Annotated in this window: 21 protein-coding genes and 3 tRNA genes; 15 read left to right on the top strand and 9 right to left on the bottom strand. The window is 30.6% G+C overall.

Annotated elements, in window-relative coordinates; all coding sequences use genetic code 11:
• Nucleotides 1-11: 11 nt before the first annotated feature.
• The 10 genes from H0I26_RS11845 to H0I26_RS11800 all read left to right on the top strand — a co-directional run bounded on the left by H0I26_RS11845 (nucleotide 12) and on the right by H0I26_RS11800 (nucleotide 10,919).
• Complete coding sequence (locus H0I26_RS11845) at nucleotides 12-1,124, top strand: hypothetical protein (protein ID WP_218699137.1); 1,113 nt, start codon at nucleotides 12-14, stop codon at nucleotides 1,122-1,124.
• A complete protein-coding gene (locus tag H0I26_RS11840) occupies nucleotides 1,124-2,011 on the top strand; it encodes a hypothetical protein (RefSeq protein ID WP_218699135.1) in 888 nt (295 codons plus the stop codon). The genes H0I26_RS11845 and H0I26_RS11840 overlap by 1 nt, the downstream gene beginning before the upstream one ends.
• Nucleotides 2,004-3,542 (top strand): DUF4280 domain-containing protein, encoded by a 1,539-nt coding sequence (locus tag H0I26_RS11835; RefSeq protein WP_218699134.1) that lies wholly within the window; start codon nucleotides 2,004-2,006, stop codon nucleotides 3,540-3,542. Before H0I26_RS11840 ends, H0I26_RS11835 begins: the two co-directional genes overlap by 8 nt.
• A 68-nt stretch (nucleotides 3,543-3,610) precedes the next feature.
• The gene (locus H0I26_RS11830) at nucleotides 3,611-4,198 is read left to right on the top strand and encodes a hypothetical protein (RefSeq protein ID WP_218699132.1); all 588 of its coding nucleotides are present in this window, start codon (nucleotides 3,611-3,613) and stop codon (nucleotides 4,196-4,198) included.
• Between the two features lie 6 nt (nucleotides 4,199-4,204).
• Nucleotides 4,205-6,277 (top strand): M23 family metallopeptidase, encoded by a 2,073-nt coding sequence (locus H0I26_RS11825; protein WP_218699130.1) that lies wholly within the window; start codon nucleotides 4,205-4,207, stop codon nucleotides 6,275-6,277.
• A gap of 4 nt (nucleotides 6,278-6,281) precedes the next feature.
• The gene (locus tag H0I26_RS11820) at nucleotides 6,282-6,866 is read left to right on the top strand and encodes a hypothetical protein (RefSeq protein WP_218699128.1); all 585 of its coding nucleotides are present in this window, start codon (nucleotides 6,282-6,284) and stop codon (nucleotides 6,864-6,866) included.
• Nucleotides 6,867-6,896: 30 nt separating this feature from the next.
• On the top strand, nucleotides 6,897-8,369 hold the full coding sequence (locus H0I26_RS11815) for a hypothetical protein (RefSeq protein ID WP_218699126.1): 1,473 nt from the start codon (nucleotides 6,897-6,899) through the stop codon (nucleotides 8,367-8,369).
• A 1-nt stretch (nucleotide 8,370) separates the two neighbouring features.
• Nucleotides 8,371-9,372, top strand: coding sequence for a hypothetical protein (locus H0I26_RS11810; protein WP_218699116.1), 1,002 nt, complete (start codon nucleotides 8,371-8,373; stop codon nucleotides 9,370-9,372).
• Between the two features lie 291 nt (nucleotides 9,373-9,663).
• Nucleotides 9,664-10,449: a M23 family metallopeptidase gene (locus tag H0I26_RS11805; RefSeq protein ID WP_218699114.1), complete on the top strand. Its 786-nt coding sequence runs from the start codon at nucleotides 9,664-9,666 to the stop codon at nucleotides 10,447-10,449.
• Nucleotides 10,446-10,919: a hypothetical protein gene (locus tag H0I26_RS11800; RefSeq protein ID WP_218699112.1), complete on the top strand. Its 474-nt coding sequence runs from the start codon at nucleotides 10,446-10,448 to the stop codon at nucleotides 10,917-10,919. The genes H0I26_RS11805 and H0I26_RS11800 overlap by 4 nt, the downstream gene beginning before the upstream one ends.
• A 14-nt stretch (nucleotides 10,920-10,933) precedes the next feature.
• On the opposite strand, the gene H0I26_RS11795 is transcribed toward H0I26_RS11800, so the two are convergent.
• Together H0I26_RS11795 and H0I26_RS11790 are read right to left on the bottom strand one after the other, a co-directional pair.
• Nucleotides 10,934-11,785: an IS3 family transposase gene (locus H0I26_RS11795; protein WP_256935337.1), complete on the bottom strand. Its 852-nt coding sequence runs from the start codon at nucleotides 11,783-11,785 to the stop codon at nucleotides 10,934-10,936.
• Between the two features lie 44 nt (nucleotides 11,786-11,829).
• Entirely contained in the window at nucleotides 11,830-12,141 is a 312-nt protein-coding gene (locus H0I26_RS11790; RefSeq protein ID WP_159022877.1) for a transposase, read from the bottom strand.
• 334 nt (nucleotides 12,142-12,475) lie between these two features.
• Here H0I26_RS11790 and H0I26_RS11785 point away from each other — a divergent pair, with 334 nt between their 5' ends.
• The 3 genes from H0I26_RS11785 (at nucleotide 12,476) to H0I26_RS11775 (ending at nucleotide 14,686) form a co-directional block, all read left to right on the top strand.
• A complete protein-coding gene (locus H0I26_RS11785) occupies nucleotides 12,476-12,934 on the top strand; it encodes a hypothetical protein (protein ID WP_218699100.1) in 459 nt (152 codons plus the stop codon).
• A gap of 308 nt (nucleotides 12,935-13,242) precedes the next feature.
• On the top strand, nucleotides 13,243-13,491 hold the full coding sequence (locus H0I26_RS11780) for a hypothetical protein (protein ID WP_218699098.1): 249 nt from the start codon (nucleotides 13,243-13,245) through the stop codon (nucleotides 13,489-13,491).
• Between the two features lie 490 nt (nucleotides 13,492-13,981).
• Nucleotides 13,982-14,686: a hypothetical protein gene (locus tag H0I26_RS11775; RefSeq protein ID WP_218699096.1), complete on the top strand. Its 705-nt coding sequence runs from the start codon at nucleotides 13,982-13,984 to the stop codon at nucleotides 14,684-14,686.
• A gap of 224 nt (nucleotides 14,687-14,910) precedes the next feature.
• Here H0I26_RS11775 and H0I26_RS11770 read toward each other — a convergent pair whose 3' ends face one another.
• From H0I26_RS11770 to H0I26_RS11750, 5 genes are all read right to left on the bottom strand, one after another.
• Nucleotides 14,911-15,333, bottom strand: coding sequence for a hypothetical protein (locus tag H0I26_RS11770; RefSeq protein ID WP_218699095.1), 423 nt, complete (start codon nucleotides 15,331-15,333; stop codon nucleotides 14,911-14,913).
• 974 nt (nucleotides 15,334-16,307) lie between these two features.
• Nucleotides 16,308-16,381 (bottom strand) — tRNA-Arg (locus tag H0I26_RS11765).
• A 15-nt stretch (nucleotides 16,382-16,396) separates the two neighbouring features.
• A tRNA-Pro gene (locus H0I26_RS11760) sits at nucleotides 16,397-16,471 on the bottom strand.
• 37 nt (nucleotides 16,472-16,508) lie between these two features.
• Nucleotides 16,509-16,597, bottom strand: a tRNA-Ser gene (locus tag H0I26_RS11755).
• 91 nt (nucleotides 16,598-16,688) lie between these two features.
• The gene (locus H0I26_RS11750; protein WP_218699093.1) at nucleotides 16,689-18,731 is read right to left on the bottom strand and encodes an HD family phosphohydrolase; all 2,043 of its coding nucleotides are present in this window, start codon (nucleotides 18,729-18,731) and stop codon (nucleotides 16,689-16,691) included.
• A gap of 125 nt (nucleotides 18,732-18,856) precedes the next feature.
• On the opposite strand from H0I26_RS11750, the gene H0I26_RS11745 reads away from it, so the two are divergent.
• Nucleotides 18,857-20,035: an acetyl-CoA C-acyltransferase gene (locus H0I26_RS11745; protein WP_218699091.1), complete on the top strand. Its 1,179-nt coding sequence runs from the start codon at nucleotides 18,857-18,859 to the stop codon at nucleotides 20,033-20,035.
• Between the two features lie 9 nt (nucleotides 20,036-20,044).
• Complete coding sequence (locus H0I26_RS11740; protein ID WP_218699089.1) at nucleotides 20,045-20,794, top strand: C40 family peptidase; 750 nt, start codon at nucleotides 20,045-20,047, stop codon at nucleotides 20,792-20,794.
• A gap of 53 nt (nucleotides 20,795-20,847) precedes the next feature.
• On the opposite strand, the gene H0I26_RS11735 is transcribed toward H0I26_RS11740, so the two are convergent.
• Complete coding sequence (locus H0I26_RS11735) at nucleotides 20,848-22,071, bottom strand: tetratricopeptide repeat protein (RefSeq protein WP_218699087.1); 1,224 nt, start codon at nucleotides 22,069-22,071, stop codon at nucleotides 20,848-20,850.
• 26 nt (nucleotides 22,072-22,097) lie between these two features.
• A complete protein-coding gene (gyrA, locus tag H0I26_RS11730) occupies nucleotides 22,098-24,656 on the bottom strand; it encodes a DNA gyrase subunit A (protein WP_218699085.1) in 2,559 nt (852 codons plus the stop codon).
• Nucleotides 24,657-24,846 lie beyond the last annotated feature (190 nt).

Here is a 24,846-nt window from a genome sequence, read left to right as displayed (position 1 = left end):
AATAATAATATATGCAGATAAAAGAAACACTTCTTATCTTATTTTTAGCACCTTTTTTTAGCTTCGCACAGCACCCAACTGAAACTAAAAATAAAGGGGCGAAAAATACTTCAAAAATAACAGTAACACCATCTATGTCTAGTCTTGAAGTAAAAAACGAAGTTAGAGATAGCTCTTTTATCATAGTAGATTATCCTAAGAAATACTATAGTGGTTTCTACAAAAAATCCAAACCATATAACGGATATTTTAAAGCAGGTGACCGAGATGTTTTTTGGGTTAACTATTACGAAACAGGAAAAAAGATAAAGCAATACTCTTATGATATATTTGATAATTTAAATGAGCAAGAAAAAAAAGAAATCGAATATGGTTATTCTGAAAATTATAAAACCGTATTAAATATAACATCAACTTTTAAAAATGATAACATTGTTGATGGTCAAATTATTGAACACATAAAAAATGGATACCTTTCAAAAAGGTATAACGCGGGTCAATTAACAGCTATAAACATAGATGCATTTGCTATGCATTATTATAACAGATTATCCCTTAAAATTGTTGATGATAACATCATATCTTCAAATTTTAAAGATCCTATTTCCAAAGTTGTCATTTCTAAAAAAAAGGATAAACTATTAGTTCAATTAATAGCTAAAGGAGCTGTTTTAGCTAGTAATAATATAGACGACTGCACGCAACAAAAACCAAAACCAAACAGTATTATACGAATTTTCAAAACAAATAACCATGTAAAATGCCTTATCGTAAATAATAACACTAACGATATGGATGACTACAGGGATAACTTTTCGTTTCTTGAAAATCTCATATTTACCAATAATTTTTCTTCATTGAAAGACAAAAATAACAGTGAGATATTGGAACATTACATAAAAACTATAGATACCAAAAATAATAGAGAGCATGTCAACATGCTTCTAATGGCTTATATGACTACAGATAAAAATGGAAAAATAGAAGACGGTATATACTGGACTGAAGACACAAATACTATGGGAACTTACACAACTTATAAAGAAGGTGAGATAATTACCACGGGTAAGGACAACCTGCAAAACTTTCAACTTATTTTAGACGACTTTTTTAATACACTGTAATGGAAAACATATTATCTCATACTACTGAAATTATAAAGTTAAATGGCGAACGCATCCCGCGTCACTATACTGCAGAAATTAGTAATGAAATAATACAAGGCAATAAGAAGAATAAAACAACTGTAGCTTTAGGTTTTAACCTAACTTATTTAGGGATGACAACCCAAAAAACACTGAACTATAGACTAAAAGTAGATTTTCGCTATTTTTTAAATGATAAACTAAGTGCTATTAAAAAGTTGAATAAAGCACAGCAAATTGCAGATACTGTATCCGATATTAATAATATTCTAGAATTTAAACTAACAAAAAACTTCAAACTGATAAAAGTATCCAATACAGATGATATTAGAATACATTGGATGAAAGTCAAAAGAGACCTCTTACAAAAGCATCCAGATCTTGAATTGATGACCAAAGATTTTGATTGGCAATTACAAGAAGAAAATATCCAGCAAATATATTTGGACGATAACTTTTATAATTTTTTGTTTTCTAATATTTTTTATCACGAATTTGAGAAAGACAAGCCTTTAGTAGAAGCCAAAATAATATCAAACGGTATTGGTCCCTTTAACATTCCGATTATTGAAGAAAAAAGAATAACAAAAAAAGATCGTGCTTTTACAAATGTTACAATAAGCACAACAGCCAAAATTGATGCCACAAACAAAAAGTTCCCGTTAGAAAAGCTTAATGCTTTTATTGGTGATTTACCAACTATAAAAGGTAATAACTACGGTTTAGACTTTAGTTATAACGGACAGTATAATGTCGTGCCACAACTAGGGTTGGTTACAAATGCAAAATTAAACTATGTCTTTGACATAAAAGATGTGTACAAAAAAATAACCACAATAACCTTTAACCTAGAAAACAATGAGTAGTAAAATATATGTGTTAGACGGTGCTTTGTTAGAGTGCAACCAAGGATTTACACCTGCAAAATTATTGGTGACTCAAAACCAAAAAGTAAAAATTCAAGGTAAATTTAAAGCTACAGACATGGACGTTCAAGTACCTCAAACCTTTGGACAATGTAAACTAAAACCCACAAATAGCGGTTATTTACCGTGTATTCCTGCTTTACAAAAATGGTCCAAAACTAGTAATAAATCAACATTAGGAAGCTCAAAAAAATGGTTGTTTGACGATTCTGAATGTATGTGTGGTACAGGTGGTAAAGTAACCATTACAGATCCTACTCAATTAAATTTAGCAGGAAGTATACAAGAAGAGTTTAAAGACATCGCCATGACCATTCCTGGAGCTATGATGGGCAACGATAAAGCGCCTAAGGTGATAGAAACCTATTGGATGGATCAAAGTCAAGACAATAGAACAAGCACCATGATACGTTCTGAAAAAGCTTCAATTTTCGTGAGAACACAAAATATGGATGTTGGTGAAACTGTTGACGTCTTCATTAAAGAAAAAAAAGGTAAAGTAATCCATGATGGAAAAGAGAATCTAAAATATTCGGGTAAAGTAAAAGCGGATGGTACAGTACAATTAGATTTAGTAACTATTGAACCTTTAAATAAGCAACGGTCTACAAGTACAACTAACCAACCCACACCATCTCAAAATAGTGGTGCTACTAATCAAAGCATTTCACAAAGCAGTAATCAAAAAGAAATTTTGGAAACTGGAGTTGTAGAAAAAGGAAATAGAATTAACGAAAATGGTAATATTGTTATTGTTAACACTAAAGGAAAACGTGCTTACGACTGGATTTATGCGGACGCCCCAAGCGAGAAACTAATGAAGGCCAACGGTATGACAAACTATGATGTCACAAACATTAATGTAACCAAGTCCTACCCTACTTTATATCTAAAAGCAGAATTAAAAACCATTTTATGGGGGTTTTCAGATATTGAAGATGGTTTTGGTAAAAATGGAGTCGCATTAGCAGATCACTTTTTTACAGGCCAAGGCAAAAATTTTATTTTTGATAACAACTCAAATCCTGTAAGAGAAATTAAAGACTCCGCACAATTCAAAAATAATTTTTTGCCGAATCTAAAAAAAGAATTGGTAGACCGCTACAAACAAAATAAATACGTCTCCAAAAACAGTAATAACATTTATAAATTTACCACAAGCCTCCCCTATTATAGTGCGTTACAAGGCGCAAATCCCAATGTAAACGAAATCGCCACTTTTGTTGGAGGTATGCAAGGTTGTTTAGCCAACTATCAAATTGTTAAAGACAATGGAGACATAAAAGCTGAGATTTCTAATCTATCCTTTTTTGACACGTTTGGAGCAGGTTGGGAAGATGGCGGTGCAGATGGTACTGCAAAACAATGGATACCAGGATTAGTTGCTATGTTTTGTCTGCAGCATTTTAAAAATGTAAAAGACAAATCACTTTTTCAACCCTTTACAATCCTATTAAACTTAGAGTTATGATAAAGCAAAACATACTGTATTTACTGCTATTAAGTAGTATATTCTCTTGTCAATCACAAAATAAAAACATGGACATACGCACTACATCTATTAACGACTACGAAGCGACTTATATTTTTAATTTAGAAAATAACAGGGCTGCCTTAAAAAAAATAAATGATTACGCTTTACAAGACATAAAAGCGCAAAACATTTTTATAGATTCGTTAAAACATGTAGCCTCCAAAGATACCCAAGCTAAAACGTTTAAGGAACGGTTAACCAGTACAACGCTCTCTTCAGTACCAGAAGATATTATATTTTACACACCTCCAAATCAATTAATGGATAGGGTTAGAGAAAAGGATATTGTATTACACTATATATTAAATACAGAATCTGGTACCATAAAAAATATTAGAATAGGTAACCAATTTAAAAATGCAACGACTACTATTAAAATCATAAATGAAAATAAAAATAATTGTGTTTTACAACTAGACCAATTAGACTTTACGCTACAAAATCTATATACTATTTTAAGTCAAATAGCAAAATTACAATATCAAAATAAGCCATTAGATTTTATATATACTGTTAAAAACAAAGACAATGTACCTATTTTAGACATCATTTATACAGACCATGGTCATTCACTTTTATTAAACTATAATTAAACAATTATGAGTAATTCAAGTCAATTAGATATAATAATAGATAACGTTACTGCAGCAGGACGCACCTACTCTTATAACGAAACCATTATAGTGGAAAGTGAAGAATCTGAGGTGATTACAGCCTATTTTGCAGAAAAAGTTATTAAAAAAGAGACTTTAGATGGTAGTTATCAATTTAATTTTACAGAAGATAAGAGCACAGATAGTGTAGCAAAACGTGCTGCGGTTGCCTTAGAAATTCAAACTCTAATAAAAACAGAATTAGAAGGTCAAAATAAAGAAGTGAGATATGCAGACATTAAAAAAATAATTGACACTAAGGAAACAGGTAAAAATTGGCCGATACAAAGTTATAAAAAAGATGAGACGTTAACTTTTGATCAACACAAAAAACAACCTGATACTTATTATAAAAAAATTGAAGAAGCTCCAATGGGCTATCAAGTTTATTTGGTTGCCGAAACCAAAAAATTAGATGGTAAAACTTTAAAAATAAAAATACAAGAAGCTAAGAGTAAAAATCAAGAAGATAAAGAAGTTTTAAAATTAGTGAAAACCGAAACTGATGCACTACCTGTTTTAGTATTTGCTAAGTTAGAAGACAAAACGACAACGACTGAAGCTGGCGATTGGATAGAACTAGAGATTAAAAAACAAGACCAGAAAATTTTAGGTAAACCAGAAGGTACAGAAATAGAGGTTGGTATTAAAAAAATACAATTGCGCCCAAAAGAAGATAAAATGGGCTCTAAAACAGAAGATGCTGTAAAAAGTTTTGAAGGTTGGCAAGAAGCGCTTTATATTCGTGAAGATGAAACAGAAGATGGCAAAAAAGCAATAGAAGATGCTAAAAAAGATAAAGCAGATAGAGATAAAGAAAAGACTGAAGATGTTATATTAAAATTCGATAAGGATGCTAAAAAGAAAACCTATCCAGCAGGAAAAATAAATGCACCAAAAACAGCTACTGTTGGAAAGGTAATAGAATATATTTTAGACATAGATATAGATAATAAAAATTACAAGTATAACGATAAAGCCACTGAAGAAGACAAAAAGAATATCCGATGGTCTTTCTATGTTCAAGGAGAAGCTAAAACAAGTAAAGAGAGTACTTATATTACAGATAAAAGTAAATCAGGTTTATACACATACGCCAAAACCGAAGTTGTAGATAATAAAATTAAATTAACCATAATTTTTGATAAAGCACTAAAAGGAAAAAAAGTACAAATAGAACCATTTAGAGGCACACCAGATCTTAGCACAAAACCAGATTTTGTACGCACAACTACAATTAAAGAACCATCGACACCAAAAATAACGATTAGAGACACCGCTAAACTATACCTAAAAATAAAAGGTGATGATATAGAAACCACAGAAGAAGAAAGAGCCAATGGTGTTTTAAAGAGTGCTACTTTTAAAATAGAAACACCTGGTTTATTATTCCCTTTTCACACTATTCCACAAAATTACCCTGGAAATTACAAAACAAATAAATATAAAAATTATGACTATACTTTTCACGAAAAGAACGCTGCTACTTTTGGGTACCCAAGAAATCCAGGAATGAGATTACATGCAGCAAGAGACTTATATACAGATGTAAATGAACCTATTTATGCCATAGATGATGGAATAGTGAGAGCTAGTGAAAATTTCTACATGAATACTGATGTTATAGTCGTTGAACACTATTATGAACATATTAAAGGTCATAATATTCTAGTAAGGTATGGTGAAGTTGATAAAAACACAATAAAAGTAAAAGTTGGAGATAAGGTTACAAGAGGTCAAAAATTAGCTGAAGTAGGACAATTAATAAGAGGTGATGGCACAAATTTCCAACAACCTCCAGGAGAAAATAGAGGCATGTTACATATTGAATTTTATACTGGTGAAGAAAAAGGGAAAACCTTGAAACCAGGAGTGGTAAACACAAGTGAAATGTTACATGCAAAATCGGATAACTATTCTAATGGACGTTCTTTTAAAAGGAGGCGAGATTTATTTGACCCATTAAATCTTCTAGCTAAAATGCTAATCAATTCTAAAAAAGAAAACTTAATAAAATAGTATTATGAGAATAATTATAATAAGTTTTTTATTTGTGTTTGTTTCCTGTAAAGAGGTAAATACGAATAATCAATCAGATAAATTACAAAATAATCAAGATTCCTCTATAGTAAAAAAAACTATTGCTAATAATAATACTGAAAAATATAAAAATGAAGAAAAAACAGATACTTTATTTAAGAAACTCTTCAATACTCCTTTAATTGGTTTATCTCTAAAAAAAGACAAAAAGTATTGGATAGATTTTAATACTATTTGTATGTGTGATTCTCCCTCACTTCTATTAAATGCTATTACTAGTAAGGCTTATTTATATAATTATTGCAGATTGGATATACCGCCAAAAAATAAAGAACCTTTTTTAGAATATAAAATCGCTAAAATAATAAAAACAAATCAAGAGCTAAAAATAGTAATAGAAAGTGAGTCTAATTTAATTTTAAAATTTAACAAAACAGAAAACGACGTCTACCATCTAGTAATTGATGGAGAATTTTCTACTGATTATATTGGAAATACAATTAGTTCTTTTTTTACACCAAACCCAAATTCTTTTGAAAAAGAAGATTGTGGTGATTTTGAAGGTTAAAAAATACAATTGCGTCCAAAAGAAGATAAAATGGGCTCTAAGACAGAAGATGCTGTAAAAAGTTTTAAAGGTTGGCAAGAAGCGCTTTATCTTCTTGAAGATGAAACTGAAGCAGGTAAAAAAACAATTAAAGATGCTGAAAAAGATAAAGCAGATAGAGATAAAGAAAAGCCTGAAGATGTTATATTAAAATTCGATAAGGATGCTAAAAAGAAAACCTATCCAGCAGGAAAAATAAATGCACCAAAAACAGCTACTGTTGGAAAGGTAATAGAATATATTTTAGACATAGATATAGATAATAAAAATTACAAGTATAAAGATAAAGCCACTGAAGAAGACAAAAAGAATATTAGATGGTCTTTACACGTACAAGGAGAAGCTAAAACAGATAAAGAGAGTACTTATATTACAGATAAAAGTAAATCAGGTTTATACACATACGCCAAAACCGAAGTTGTAGATAATAAAATTAAATTAACCATAGTTTTTGATAAAGCACTAAAAGGAAAAAAAGTACAAATAGAACAATTTAGAGGCACACCAGATCTTAGCACAAAACCAGATTTTGTACGCACAACTACAATTAAAGAACCATCGACACCAAAAATAACGATTAGAGACACCGCTAAACTATACCTAAAAATACAAGGTGATGATATAGAAAGTACAGAAGAAGAAAGAGCAAATGATGTTTTAAAGAGTGCTACTTTTAAAATAGAAACACCAAATACCATACATATTTATGACGATGGTAAGATGAGTAAACTAAATTTAGATGGGCTAAAGAAGGTTAAGTACCGTTATCATGACGCCAATGGAAACAAGCATGATGTTTGTGAGTGTAAGGTTTATGAAACTTGGAAAATGGGAAGAGGGAGCACATCAAAAGAGCCTATAAAGTCTGAGAAAGATTCCGCACAAATAGTCGATTATAAAGCAATGAATATTAAGGGAGTTGATGCCTATAAAACTTATGTTTTAAGTAATAACGACGTTTATACTGAAGGGAAGAAGATAGTAACAAAAAACGGGTCATATACACACCTATATTATATAGCTTCTTCTGAAAAAATTACAATGATAATTTTACCTAATGGAGGTTTAAATTATAGTGGTAACAATACTCTAATTAAGTTTAAATGGCATGAAACATTAAGAAAATATAGTCAACCAGAAGTGTTTGCTGCATTTGTAGGGGCATTAGCAGAGTGTGGCTTTAGTGATATAGATAGTGGAGGATCTTCCTATAAAGACGGTAGTAGTTATCCAAGTAGAACACATAATAATGGCTATGCAATAGATACAGGATATCTAGATAACACAAGAGAACAGCAGTTTATTGATGCCATGAAAAAATTTGGATTTATTTCTCAATTAAGAGGAGCTAATAAAAAGAAATTTAATAATACTGGTAATGGAGGTACATTGCATGATAGTCACCTACACTCTGGAGGCTCTCCAAAAAAAGGAATAAAAAAATTCAAACCTAATTATAAATAATATGAAATCTATAAATTTTGTGTTTATACTGCTTTTTTTTATTAACTCTTGTAATTTTAATAAAAAGAACTCTTTTAAAGGAAAGAAAGTAATTGCTGACACCCAAAATAGGATAGTACCTGACGATATTGACACTTTAAAGACGTTATTGCCAGTTGGAAACAAAAAAATTATTAAATACGATTTTCCTGATAATGTAGAAAAGGAGAATGTTTTTTTACATTCTATCAATGAATTTGAAAAAAAATATGATTCTTTAAATATTTCTGATTGTTTTGTTGAAAATGGTGGTATTGAGTATGAATATTTTCAAACAGAAAAATTATTTGAAGATTCAAAAGTTGAAATGTTTCAAAGATTATTTCGTATCCCTGATAAGTTTAAATTTAAACTTTATATCGATAAAGTTTCGGATAAATGCAATAATGAAATCAATTTGAGAGAACAATATTGTATTTCAATTTATAAAGATTCGGAAATATTGCGACGATATAATATAGGCTATATAGATTCTGGAGATTTATATTGGTATAAAAAATATTGGTTTATAGATAAGAATCATATAATTTATACTAGAATCATTGGAGGAGTTGCAGAAGAGGAAGAAGAATCTAATATGTTTATTAGTAAATTGAATAAATATAAAATAACTAGAAATGGACGTTTAGTTTTTTATTTTGATAAGGTTCAAGGCTTATACGCTTCAAAGACGGATAAAGGAAATATTTTGAACCATACTAAACAAGGTATTTGGGAAGAAACTAAATATAATAATTATGTCAATGATTATACATATGTTAAGGCTTTTTATGATAATGGGATTCCTAGAGTAGTCCGGAATTATTATAAGATGAAAAGTGTTAATAAAAAGGAAAAAGATGAAGACGGTTATGAGTATTATGTAGAAATCAAGAAAGAAAAGACAGATATATTGCTAATGTCAGAGAAATATGATGACAGCGGTAATTTACTAGAAAGGAATATTTTTGAGGTAGAGGATTAACAATAATTAAAAAATTACATTCAGGTAGTTTAAAGCAAAATACAAATAATACTAAAGATTATGTGCATACCACCAGTATGAAGAGCAAGAAAAAGCTAAATTGATTAAAAACTAACTACTAACTTGTTTTTAGAATCAGAATGTTGTGAAGGAGAAAGAAGCGGTAATTTGAGCGATAAATCTGTAAAATTTAGCGATATCTTATAAGCTACATCTAAAAAAATACAAATAGAACCTTATAGAGGCACACCAGACCATAAAGTAGAAAAAGAATGGGTTTATGAAAAAACTGTGTCTGGTTTTAAAGTTGCCAAAAGAGACATTGCAAAACTATACCTAAAAACACAATGCGACAATATAGAAAACACAGGAGATATAATAGATAAAGACTTTTTAAAGGGTGGAGGGTTTAAGTTGGAGACACCAGGATTATTATTTCCTTTCAGAAAGATGCCGCAAAACCACCCTGATAGTTTGAAGAATGCAAAATATGATAGTTATAATTATCATTATAATGAAAAGAATGCAGCTACATTTGCTTATGGAAGAAGAAGTAAAAAAACAAAAAAAATAGTTAGACTTCATGCTGCACGAGATTTGTACTATGATGTAAACGAACCAATATATGCTATAGCAGATGGTATTGTAAAACGAGTAGCTTTTTTCTATTATGACACATGGGTTATAGAAATAGAACATGAGTATGAAGCTAAAATTGCTAAAATAAAAGGACATAAAATGTTAGTCAGATATGGTGAAGTGAAAAAAGGAAGTGCTATTTTAGTTAAAGAAGGAGAGAAAGTAACTAGAGGGCAAAAAATAGGAGAAATTGGGTTATTAAATCCATATGTGCGTCAACCTTATCCTGACAAGCGAGGTATGTTACATATAGAAATGTACACAGGAGAAGGAAGTGGTAATTTGAGTGATAAGTCTATAAAATATAGCGATATGTTATATGCTACATCTAAAAAAAATAAAGGAATAACCTTTCAAAGACGAAAAGATCTATTTGATCCATTAGATTTATTAAATGAAATGATAAAAACAAGTAAAAAAGAAAATTGGATAGAATGAAGCAACTATTATACATATCGTTAGTATTTATTTTTATTTCGTGTAAAAAAAAAGTTACAGATTCTAAAGTCATTTTAAATACAGAAAAAGACACAATAGAACAAAAGGAAGATAAAAAAAGTATTTCCTTACTAAAAGAGAAGTCAAATGCTATAAAAAATGACACAGTAAATTTTAAAAACCGAAAGGGAGATTATCCTAGCGATTTATTTAACACGAAACTTATTGGTTTAGCAATTAAAGATAGTCTATCTAATAATGCTTATAATAAATATTGGATAGACTTTGATGCTTACTGTTATAGTCCCGCAGCATCATTTTATATAGATACATATAAAAAGAAAATATATGCGATAGAATATACATTTGAAAATACAGCAATAGAAGAAGATAAAATATTATTTCAATTTGATATAAAAACAATAATTAATGATTGTTTTGACCCCTATAAAACAAGAGTAATCTTTTAAATTTCGATTATTGCTTAAGCTGTTAATTTTTTCATTAAAATGAGGTGTTTATCAGCGTCCCATTTTTCCATTGGTGTAATTCGTCCTAAGAGCCCATGTAGCCTAGTATTATTGTAAAAAGTCACATACCTTTTTAAGATTTGCTCAATTTGCCCAAAATATTGGTAATCCACTCTTTGAAAAATTTCTTTTTTTAGTATTCCATGATAGGCTTCTATATGCGCATTTTCTTCTGGTGTGGCTATATGTGTAAATTCTTGCTGAACCCCAATTAGCCCAAGATATTCACGTACATTATTTGCAATAAACTGGCTACCGTTGTCACTTCTAATAACAACATTATTAGGGTATTGGTATTCTACAAACAACTCTGATAAAAACGCTATCACCTTATCCTGTTTAATAGAAAAAGAAAAATAGTCTTTTAATATTCTACGAGTATGTACGTCTATGATGGATAATAAATAAGCGTTTTTACCTACACTAGGAATCCATACCATCTTTATATCCATCTCTAAACATTCCATTGGTCTTGAGGTGTTTACTTTTCTGAATTTTACAAATTTACGCCCAGAACCACTCCTGTTTATCCGATTCTCTAGTTTTAACATGCCTTGTTCTTTCATAATTCTGTAGAGTTTTTTATGATTAATCACGTATGCTTCTTTCTTTAAGTAAGAAGTCATTAATCGGTAACCACAATCTATAAATTCATGACTTAAAATCTCTTTTATAGAAGCAATAACAGCGTCTTGATTAACCCAGCCTCTAGATTTATGATAGGTGAGCTTACTAGGAGTATTACCTTTTTTTCCGAAACTTGGAGTACGGTAATAGCTACTATGAACCATCCCTACCATATTAATTATGTTGGTTTTACTAATTTTATGTTTACTATAAATAGCATTTACTAAATCTTTCTTGGATCGGACGTCCCAAACTTTTTTTTTAAAAGTTCCCGTTGTACTTCCAATTCAATTTCCTTGTTGCTTAGAAGCTTACGTAGTATTCTGTTTTCTTCTTCTGCCTGTTTATGTTCTTTACTTTTAGTATCATAGGTGACTTTTAAGCCTGCTTCTCCTTGGCTCTCATGTTTCTTCTTCCAACTATAAAAAGTACCTGTACTAACTCCGTATTTACGACAGGTTTCTACGATACCTATCGCTTCTGAACTCGAGAGAATTTCTAACTTCTGATCTAAGGTCCATTTCTTGTATTTCATATCTCAAATATATTAATTTTTAAATTTAAAATATCACTCCGATCTTATTGGGGGCTAAACTAATGATAATGGAAACTATCAAATATATTTAAATAAAGTTGAGCAATTTACAGTTGAAAACTATGATAAAATTGAATACATTGAAACTGTATTCAATTTTAAAAAATTGAATACAGTTTATAAGTTAGACATAGAAAATAATCCACCTGCATTTTATTCAGAAGTAAATCGATATAATTTTTTTGTGAGTAAGAAAAAAGAGAGCAAATTTGAACATGAAGATTGTGGTGATTTTGAAGGTTAAAAAATACAATTGCGTCCAAAAGAAGATAAAATGGGCTCTAAGACAGAAGATGCTGTAAAAAGTTTTAAAGGTTGGCAAGAAGCGCTTTATCTTCTTGAAGATGAAACTGAAGCAGGTAAAAAAACAATTAAAGATGCTGAAAAAGATAAAGCAGATAGAGATAAAGAAAAGCCTGAAGATGTTATATTAAAATTCGATAAGGATGCTAAAAAGAAAACCTATCCAGCAGGAAAAATAAATGCACCAAAAACAGCTACTGTTGGAAAGGTAATAGAATATATTTTAGACATAGATATAGATAATAAAAATTACAAGTATAAAGATAAAGCCACTGAAGAAGACAAAAAGAATATCCGATGGTCTTTCTATGTTCAAGGAGAAGCTAAAACAAGTAAAGAGAGTACTTATATTACAGATAAAAGTAAATCAGGTTTATACACATACGCCAAAACCGAAGTTGTAGATAATAAAATTAACCATAATTTTTGATAAAGCACTAAAAGGAAAAAAAGTACAAATAAAACCATTTAGAGGCACACCAGATCTTAGCACAAAACCAGATTTTGTACGCACAACTACAATTAAAGAACCATCGACACCAAAAATAACGATTAGAGACACCGCTAAACTATACCTAAAAATAAAAGGTGATGATATAGAAACCACAGAAGAAGAAAGAGCCAATGGTGTTTTAAAGAGTGCTACTTTTAAAATAGAAACACCTGGTTTATTATTCCCTTTTCACACTATTCCACAAAATTACCCTGGAAATTACAAAACAAATAAATATAAAAATTATGACTATACTTTTCACGAAAAGAACGCTGCTACTTTTGGGGAAGCCTACAAAAAGACTTATTACAGTTGGTATAGGCCTTGAAGATATTGCCTATTATGAATGCTTCAATATGTCCTCCGATTATGAAATACAAACTAAAAGTTTTATGCATTTAGAGGATGAATCAACAACTATTAAAAGAAATCTAAAAATAAATACTACAGGCAAAATAACATCTTTAAAACCAGAAGTTACTATTTCTGAATAACAACATAATAGATATCAATTGACACCTAAAAGATTCAAGGTCTAGAATTTATAATTTTAAACCAAACTATAAATAAATGAAAGTAGCTCTGATTTTTAGAATAATGGTCTTAATTATTATAAAACAAATTAATTATAAAATATAAATGGTACAAAACACTTAAACGTTATAGCCAACTAGAAATTTTCGCCGCATTTATTGGTGCATTAGTAAAATGTGATTTTAAAGATATCAAAAGTGGTGGATCTTGTTATGAAGATGGCACTGCTTTTCCTAGTTTCAAACATAGCAATGGATTCTATACGTATGAAAAATCATCCATGAAAAAATTATAAAAGCAATGGAAATGTTTGGATTTACTGAAAGAATAAAAGGTAGTACAACTTATCTAAATACAGTTACCGGTCATACAAAAAAAGACACAGGAGATCTACACGATACTCATTTGCATTGTGGCGAACTTGTTATTAACGAAAAATAAGATATAACTATGAAAATCAAAATCGTTTTTTTATTACCCTTATTTTCGTTTCTTAATTGTAAGAACTTAGAAACTAATACTATTTTAAAAAAATCTATTACAAAAACAGAGAACACTAAATTTATTAAAGATAAATTAATAACTTCAGATACTATTTCTCTTTGGAGCGATTCAAAATTAGGTACAATTAATGTTTTAAAATATTTTCCGGAATTTTGGTCTTATCCCAGTATATGGAGCGATGATTATGAAGAGTCTGTCAAAAATGAATTTACAGAATCTCTTGAAAAATTAGGAGTGTCATTTAATTTAACTAAGACTGTTAAATCAGAAATAAATATTATTGATTTAGAGCTATTAATTAATAATGAAAACCTTGAAGAATTAAACAACACAATTACTATAGGTAATAACAACCTTTATAAATTGAATAAATCTTTTTGGGTTGGAATTTTTAATCAAGAATATGATAAACCAATAAACAATATTTCAAAAAGAGTAGATCTCGTAGTATTTGATCTTCAATTTAAAATTATAGACAAAACTAATATATTACTCGAAGGTAATGGTGATCAACACGCATTTATGAAATATTTTTATATTAATGATGGAGTACTAAATACTAGACTATTTTATGTTTACGATGGAGAATCTTCGGCATCTGAAATCTATAAATTTAAAATCAACGACGATGGGCAAATCGTAAACTTATGATTGAAAGTTTTGCCCCTAATAAGATCGGAGTGATATTTTAAATTTCAAAATTAATATATTTGAGATGTCAAATACAAGAAATGGGAACTATCCTAAAAGTTAGAAATCTCAAATAAGCTATAACCTGACTAAGAAAAAACTTAAAACAAAAATGGTGGTAAAAACTATTTGTTTTTCACCACCAATATTGACTATTCAAAAGTCATTATGCGCTCTTCTAAACTTTAGTTCAGATTATTTACTACTGGAGTATCAATTTGGTTTCCAGAATTAACTATAATCTCTACTTCTGAACAATTAGTCATATTAATAAATACTTTATCATCAGAAACACCTGTAGTATTACTAGCTAAATTAAAAACAGTATCTCCTTCTGAGAAACTAATCCATGCCGAAGTAACTCCTGGTGCTACCTCTAATAATTCAATTAAATTATTGTTTGAATCTAAGATTTGAAATGTAAAAGCGACAGTTCCGTTATTTGTTAGTTTAGATTTTGGATCTTGGTTACTACACGCTTGATTGGGTGCAACTGCACTAGCATCTATTGACCTTTCTTCCATAGTATCTTCTAACGAGTCTACAGTACAACTAGATACAGAAAATAATAAGCAAATTGCAAGTGATAATTTTAATAGGTAATTCATTTTAATTTAGGTTTAAAACGTAAAAAATATACGTCTGATTTGGGGCTGCAAAAGTATGCATTAAATCAATACAAAAAACACCAAAATAAAATAAAATTCATTAATCGTTTAAAAACATATTTAACCGTTAAAATACACTTTTTTGATCAAAATAATTACTTTAGTGTTGACTAAAATAATTCATAAAAGACAATAAATAATTAATAAAAAAAAGACGTTATTGATCTATACTCGAAGTAAATACACCATAAAAACATATCATTATACTCCTCCTTTAAGAAAGTGACATATCAACTGTAATTAACTACTCTTAAAAGACGCTATATTAAATTTTAGAACTTCAAACACCTAGATATAAATCCAATGTTAATCTAGAAAGCACTCAATGCTGTAATAAATTTAAACATTTTAAATTGCTCTTAAAATATTCATGTAAATTAAAAGAACATCAAGCTACATGTTCCTATAGTTAAAAAATAAGACTTTTAGAATTGACACTGATACTTGTCATCTTTAACAAGTAATATATATTAAAAGAAGGATTCGTTTTATGACACACGAGGTTATCACTTAAATAATAGACAAAATATCAACACCTTTTCTATGGCTTTAACGATAAACGTTGTATTATATTTTTTTTTGCGACTACTATCGTGCATAAATTTAAGAACGATGGAATAGATACCCTATACTATAAACACGATTATATCAGCTACTACAACAAAGTCTATAAGAGACCTACTAAGACAAGAATAACCAGTATAAATATAAATTGTTATAAGTTTCAAATTTTATTTTGGTACACCTATGGTAAAAATGGTGCACCTTATAGCACCCCTAGAAAGATGTATATTAATTAAATAGTAATTGTATTGAAATTGTATTTATAGCCCAATAAAAGCTGTAAAGTATAGTAAAATATAAGAAAACTATATAAAACAAAAAAGCCTCACTATTTCTAGTGAAGCTTTAAGTGAGCCCGACAGGATTCGAACCTGTGACCGCCTCCTTAGAAGGGAGGTGCTCTATCCAGCTGAGCTACGAGCCCGTAGCAATAAAAAAGTCGGGGTGGCAGGATTCGAACCTGCGGCCTCCACGTCCCAAACGTGGCGCGATAACCGGGCTACGCTACACCCCGAATTGGTTATCTAAATATAATTTTTGAAAAATTATAGCGGAGAGACAGGGATTCGAACCCTGGGTAAGTTTTAACACCTACGACGATTTAGCAAACCGTTCCTTTCGGCCACTCAGGCACCTCTCCGATAATATAATGAACTTAGCATGTTATTGCGGGTGCAAATTTAGGATACTTTATTAAATATCACAACCTTTTTTATACTTTTTTTTAAATTTTATTCAGGATATTCAATTCTCAAATGGTAAATATTTGCAAGCTTGCGCTTTAGCACTTTTTTTATGGATTCAATTTCTTTAAAAGTTATGTCTGCATTTAAAAATTGGCCATCATCTTTCTGTTTATTTATAATATTTTCGACAAAATTGTCAATTTTACTAGAGGTTGGCTCCTTTAAACTCTTTGATGCAGCTTCTACACTATCACACATCATTAGGATTGCTGTTTCTTTGCTAAATGGTTTTGGCCCCGGATAAGTAAAGTCATTAATATCAACATCCTCGTTATTCGCCTTTTCTTTCATATAAAAATAATAGACCTGACTTGTACCATGATGTGTTCTTATAAAATCTATGACCCGATCAGGTAAATTATACTTCTTAGCCACTTCTATCCCATCAATAACATGGTTTATTATAATCTTAGCACTTTCCTTTGGTGATAATTCGTCATGACCATTAATACCTGACGATTGATTTTCTGTAAAAAAAGTTGGTGACTTCATTTTTCCTATATCATGATACAAAGCCCCTACTCTAACTAACATCGCATTCGCATTTATTTCATTAGCTGAAGCCTCTGCTAAATTCGCTACGTTTAAGGAATGATGGAAAGTTCCGGGAGCTTTATTAGATAACTCCTTTAATAATTTAGAATTAGTGTCAGACAGCTCCAATAGCGAAACATCCGAAACTAACCCAAACAGTTTCTCATAAACATATATCAGAGGCTGTACAAATAATGTCGCTAATCCACATAATACAAATAGACCAAATGTTTCCCATTTCAAATTATCAATACTTGCTTCGTGAATTACAAAAAACGCAAAATAAGCGATGATATACACTAAAGTAATCTGTCCTACCGAAATAAATAAATTAGCACGCTTATATAGCTCAGAAACGGTCAAAATAGTAACAATACCTGCTATAATTTGAAGGAACATATATTCATAACTATTAGGAACAATTGATCCTAACAATAGTACTGTGATGACATGTGTAAATAATCCTAATCTTGCATCAAAAAAAGCTTTCAATACTAAAGGTAAAATTGCTATTGGTACCAAATAAACATATTCAGGATTATAGTCAACTACTAAAGTTGTTAATAATACCATGATTAACACATTAAAAAAGACAAAAGTCACTTTAGTATTATTTTTATAGATATCTAATCTATATTTTCTAATAAATAATAATAACATCAAAAGAGCTAAAGCCACTAATAAAGTATAAGCGAAAACGATCCATTTATAATTTGATTTACTCCATATTTGTGACTCGTATTCCTTTGATAAAGAAGCTAAAATTTGATATTTAGAGTCATTTACAATTTCCCCTTTGGAAATGATTAAGGTACCTTTATCCACGACACCTCTATTCTTAGAAATTTTATCTAAAGCTTCTTTTAAAACATTTTCAGACAACGCTCTATTGTAAGTTAAATCGGCCTGTATAATATCAAAAAAAAGTGCTGTAAGCTTATTAGAATACTTTTCTAGCATTGTACTTTTTAACTCACTATCTACCTGTTTCTTAATAGTACCAATCTTCTGAATATTAGAATACTGAGTGGTCCTTTTTTCAACATTATCTACAAGAAGAACAACCTTATCATCATCCTTTAAACTGACATCTTCACTTAAAATACCATATTGATAGAAACCATTTAATATTTTACTCCCTTTATTCTTTAATTTTTTATAACTTCTTAAAGTATCACTAAAAACTTTACTAAAAGACGCTTCAAAATCATATTTGACCTTTTCTTTAACTTTTGGTTGGCTATTAAAAAAATAGGAAGTTTGAGAAGCTATTATAGCTTTTTCATTTAATATTTCAGCATTAGATTTTTGTATCGCAAAATTAAATGGCGCATAAAGATTTTCTGTCTGCCAAGGTTTTCCCTTTTCAAAATTATACTTAAATCGCCCACTTTTAGGAAAAATAAAAACGATTAAAAAGGTCGTTATTATAAACAGTATAATTTTATAAAATTGTGAATGGTTTTTATAAAGGGCATTAATATGGTCTTTCATACTTAAAACTCGTGTTTTTCAAATGTAACAATTTATAATATTACAATTAACTTATAATATCCTGATTAGGCTAAAATTTTCTAAAAAAATTAGTAATTTCGTCATATTTATAAATAATAGATATTATGAGCAAAGAAGTCGTTATTGTCTCCGCAGCAAGAACACCAATTGGTAGTTTTTTAGGTGCATTAAGTACCATACCTGCTACAAAGTTAGGTGCTATTGCTATTAAAGGAGCCTTAGATAAAATAAATTTAGATCCAAAATTAGTACAAGAAGTATTAATGGGTAATGTTGTGCAGGCTGGAACTGGTCAAGCACCAGCTAGGCAAGCTGCTATATATGCTGGAATACCAGACTCAGTACCCTGTACTACTATTAATAAAGTATGTGCTTCTGGTATGAAAACAGTGATGCAAGCTGCTCAAAGTATTGCTTTGGGTGATGCTGACATTATTGTTGCTGGAGGAATGGAAAATATGAGTATGATTCCTCATTATTTATATGCAAGAACAGGTACTAAATTTGGACCGACATCGCTTATAGATGGTATGCAAAAAGATGGATTAGTTGATGCTTACGACCAAAATGCAATGGGGGTTTGTGCTGACGACTGTGCTAAAGAGTATGATTTTTCTAGAGAAGATCAAGATGCTTATGCCATCCAAAGTTATAACAGATCTTCAGCAGCATGGGAAGCTGGGAAATTTGACAATGAAGTTGTTCCTGTTGAAGTACCACAAAGACGTGGAGAACCTATAATAGTTAGTAAGGATGAAGAATTTACTAATGTAAAAATGGAAAAAATACCTGCATTACGTCCTGCCTTTTCAAAAGATGGAACAGTAACTGCTGCTAATGCATCCACGATTAATGATGGCGCTGGAGCAATGGTATTAATGAGTGCTGAGAAAGCTAAAGAATTAGGATTAAAACCTCTTGCAACTATAAAAGGGTATGCTGATGCTGCACAAGCACCAAAATGGTTTACAACAGCACCTTCTAAAGCGTTACCAAAAGCGATTGATAAAGCAGGAATTACTTTAAAAGATGTTGAGTTTTTTGAATTTAACGAAGCTTTTGCTGTGGTTGGATTAGCTAACATGAAAATATTAGGTTTAAATGATTCTAACGTTAATGTAAATGGTGGTGCCGTATCATTAGGTCATCCACTTGGATGCTCTGGTGTAAGAATACTAATCACATTACTTAATGTATTAGAACAGAATAATGCAAAAATTGGAGCTGCAACCATATGTAATGGTGGTGGTGGTGCCTCTGCTGTAATTATAGAACGTCACTAAAATCAAGTAATGCAGTTCGGAATTTGTAATTTAAGTAGTATTCCTTTAAGACTTGAAACCTCTGATACTAGCGAGTTAGTCTCGCAAGTGTTGTACGGAGAAACATTCAAAGTTTTAGAGCAACGTAAACAGTGGAGTAAAATAAGATTAGCTTTTGATAAATATGAAGGTTGGATAGATAACAAACAATACCTTGAAATTACTGAAGAAAACTATGCTTTAATACAACAAGAACCACTTAAATTATCTTCGGATTTAGTTGAATTTGTTCAAGATGAAAATAATCAGTTAAATACAATCATTTTAGGCTCTACATTAAATGGATTGGAACTATTAAACCATTCTTTTGATGGTTTGTTTTCAAACATAAAGCATCCCAAATCTGAAATAATTGCTACTGCGTTTAAATACCTTAACACACCTTACTTGTGGGGTGGTAAAACACCTTTTGGTATTGATTGTAGTGGATTTACACAAATGGTTTATAAACTCAATGGTTTTAAACTTTTAAGAGATGCCTCTCAACAAGCAACACAAGGTGAAGCTTTGAGTTTTATTGAAGAAAGTGAGCCTGGAGATTTAGCTTTTTTTGATAATTCTGAAGGAAATATCATTCATGTTGGAATTATCATGCAAGATAACTATATTATTCACGCCCATGGAAAGGTTAGAATTGATCGATTAGACCACACCGGAATTTACAACGCGGACAAAGGAGTACATACACACAAACTCAGAGTCATTAAAAAGATTATATAACAAAAAAACCTTCATTTCTGAAGGTTTTTTTTGTTATAAACTTGTGTGTTTATTTATTCTTTTCTTTCTCTTAAAGCTTTAGCCTTACTCTCTTCACCAATCGCACTATATAAATTAGATAAAGTATCAATAATTTTGTTGTCAGGCGCTAATTCTACAACCTGTTCTAAATAAGGAATGGCTTCGTTATATATTGAAATTCTCTTAGCCTTAAGCTCATCATATTTTCTATTATCAGAAGCTGATGTTGTTAAACTATTCATTTTATCAATAATACTTTGTTCATCAGCTAAAATTAAAACAGCCAGATTTGTTAAGGTATTAGCATTTTCTGGGTCAATTTCTAATGACTTAATATAATATGATTTAGCTTTTTCAGGATCACCAGAATCTGTAGCTAATACAGCTAAGTTATAAAGTAATTCAGAATTTTTTGGATCATTAATTAATGCTTGACTTATCAATTCTTCATACCTAGCAGTGTTTCCTAACTTATACTGAAGGTTCGCTTCTGTTACTAATAAATTAGAATCCTCAGGATTAGCTTCTCTAGCCTTTTTCATCGCAGCTAAAGCTTTGTCATTCTCTCCTTTATTTGCATAAATAATCACAATATTTTTAGTGATTTCACCCTGTCTAGATTCCGTTAGTCTTTCACCTGGATTTGTATGTGTTTTTAATCTAACATAATTATCTCTTACGTTTTTATTTAAAACCTCCACTTTACCATCTGAATTAGTCGCAAAATATTCAGTCTCTACTCCTGTATAATTTAATTCATCAAGCAATACATAATATTTCAAAGCAGCATCCATGTCTTGAGCACTTAGTGCACTTACAGCAGCATAATACAAGTATGAAGGATCTTCTTTATTAACATTATAAAGATTCTCAAAACCTACGGCAGCCTTAGAAAAATCTTTTGACGTATAGGCATCATTAGCCTTTGTTAATAAATCATTTTCTATAGAACGTTTTAATTTAGAACCTTCAACAGAATTACCTGACAATTTACCTAAAGACTCAACAGCTTTAGTGACATCTTCGTTTGATCCTGTTCCATTAGCAAAAAAAGCATTTGCTGTTGCTAAATAATATTTATCTTTTAACTTACTATCCATAGAACCTTCCATAGACTCCAGTTGACTTACTAAAGTTTTCGCTTCAGCATAATTACTATTTTTTACAGCTTTTTCTAAAGCTTTTATTTCTTTTTTCTGTGCAAAAGAGCCAGCAGATACAAGTAATGCTATCGCAAGAATTAATTGTTTTTTCATTATTCGTTATTTTAATTTATTGTTATTTATTCTTCTTCTTCTTCTGTAATATCAATAGTTGTGCCAGCTTCTGTATCTGTAGTGTTTTCAAGATCTTCAAGAGTTTCATCAAGCTCCTCATTCTCGTCTTTCATTACTTTAGCAACTGCTGCTATTGAGTCTTTACCTTTTAGGTTAATTAATTTAACTCCTTGAGTTGCTCTTCCCATAGTACGTAGACTTTCTACTGCCATTCTAATCGCAATACCCGATTTGTTAATTATCATTAAATCATCAGTATCTGTTACCGTTTTGATAGACACTAAATCCCCAGTTTTTTCGGAAATTGAAATTGTTTTAACTCCTTTCCCTCCTCTGTTTGTTATTCTATAAACTGCTTCTCCATCTTCTGGATCATCAATATAAGTACGTTTACCATACCCATTTTCAGACACTACAAGTACTGTTTCCTCCTGTGGATTTTCAACAATCACCATACCAATAGCTTCATCTTTTGGATGCGATAAAGTAATACCTCTAACTCCTGAAGCATTACGTCCCATTGGTCTCGTTTTTGCTTCTTCAAATCTAATAGCTTTACCTGATTTAAGTGCTATCATAATTTGACTATTACCAGTCGTTAATTTAGCCTCTAATAATTCGTCATCATCCTTAATAGTAATGGCGTTAATACCATTAGTTCTTGGTCTAGAATATTGCTCTAAAGAAGTCTTTTTAACTTGACCCTTTTTAGTTGCCATAATCACATAATGACTATTAATATATGCTTCGTCTTTTAAATCTTGAGTACAAATAAACGCCATTACTTTATCGTCTTGCTCAATATTTATAAGGTTTTGGATTGCTCTACCTTTAGACGTTTTACTTCCTTCAGGGATTTCATAAACACGCATCCAAAAACATTTACCTTTTTGAGTAAAGAATAACATATACTGGTGGTTAGTACCAACAAATAAATGTTCTAAGAAATCTTCATTTCTAGTCGTTGACGCTTTTTGACCAACCCCTCCTCTATTTTGTGTTTTATATTCTGTTAAAGATGTACGTTTAATATAACCTGCGTGAGAAATAGTAATCACTACTTGCGCATCAGGAATCATATCTTCAATGCTTAAATCTCCACCGGCATACTCAATTACAGAGCGACGCTCATCACCATATTTATCTTTAACGACTTGCAACTCGTCCTTAATAATAGTCATTCTTCTCTCTTTGTTCGCAAGAATGTCTTTAAGGTCTATAATCGTTTTCATAATCTCTTCATACTCCGCACGCAATTTGTCTTGTTCCAGGCCTGTTAATTGGCGCAGACGCATTTCGACAATTGCTTTGGCTTGTATTTCTGAAAGCTCAAAACGTTTAATCAAGTTAGCTCGAGCTTCATCGGCATTATTAGAGGCTCTAATAATAGCAATAACTTCATCTATATTATCTGATGCTATAATTAAACCTTCTAAAATATGTGCTCTTTCTTCAGCTTTACGTAACTCATAAGTTGTACGTCTAACCACTACATCATGTCTATGCTCAACAAAATAATGAATCAATTCTTTTAGATTCAACAATTGTGGTCTACCATTAACTAATGCAATATTATTAACACTAAATGACGATTGCAAAGCCGTATACTTATACAGTTTATTAAGGACAATGTTTGGTATAGCATCACGTTTTAAGATGTATACAATACGCATTCCATTTCTATCAGATTCATCTCTAATAGTAGAAATACCTTCCAGCTTTTTATCATTAACTAAGTCAGCAGTCTTTTTAATCATGTCTGCCTTATTGACTTGATACGGAATCTCAGTTACAATAACACATTCACGTCCTTGCACTTCTTCAATAATAGCTTTGGCACGCATTACAATACGTCCTCTACCTGTATGAAAAGCTTCTTTTACACCATCATAACCATATATTGTTCCTCCTGTAGGAAAATCTGGCGCTTTAATATGTGTAATTAACTCGTCTATTTCAATATCATTGTTTTCAATATAAGCAATAGTACCATCTACAACTTCCGTTAAATTGTGTGGCGGCATGTTTGTTGCCATACCTACCGCAATTCCTGACGCACCATTAACTAAAAGACCAGGTATACGTGTTGGTAAAACCGTTGGTTCTTCTAAAGTATCATCAAAGTTTAATTTATGATCTACTGTTTCTTTGTCAATATCTGCCAACATGTCTTCAGATATCTTACGCATACGTGCTTCTGTATAACGCATTGCAGCTGGACTATCTCCATCTACAGACCCAAAGTTACCTTGACCATCTACTAACATATAACGTAAACTCCATTCTTGAGCCATACGTACCATTGCGTCGTAAACTGATGTATCACCATGTGGGTGATACTTTCCTAAAACTTCCCCAACTATTCTTGCCGACTTTTTATGTGCTCCGGTTGCTCTAACACCCAGTTCATGCATACCAAATAAAACACGTCTATGCACAGGTTTTAACCCGTCCCTAACGTCTGGTAATGCACGTGACACAATGACTGACATTGAATAATCAATGTAAGCCGATTTCATTTCATCTTCAATATTAATTGGAATGACCTTCTCTCCTTCTGCCATATATAAATTTAATTAGTTTTATTCATTATTTCAAAACACGCTAATATAAAACTTTCATTAGTAACGGTACGCCTTTTACCTCTATTTTTTGATGTTTTTTATTAACAATTTAATTCTCTTTTTTAGTTGATAACTCAATTGTGGTTTATTTTGAAAAAATATGTACTTTCAAGCTTTAAACAATTAACAT

It is taken from the genome of Olleya sp. HaHaR_3_96, from assembly GCF_019278545.1.
In the GTDB taxonomy this organism is placed as follows: Bacteria; Bacteroidota; Bacteroidia; order Flavobacteriales; family Flavobacteriaceae; genus Olleya.
The sequence above is the reverse complement of the archived record's forward strand: the minus strand, read 5'-3'. Positions and strand labels throughout refer to the sequence as shown.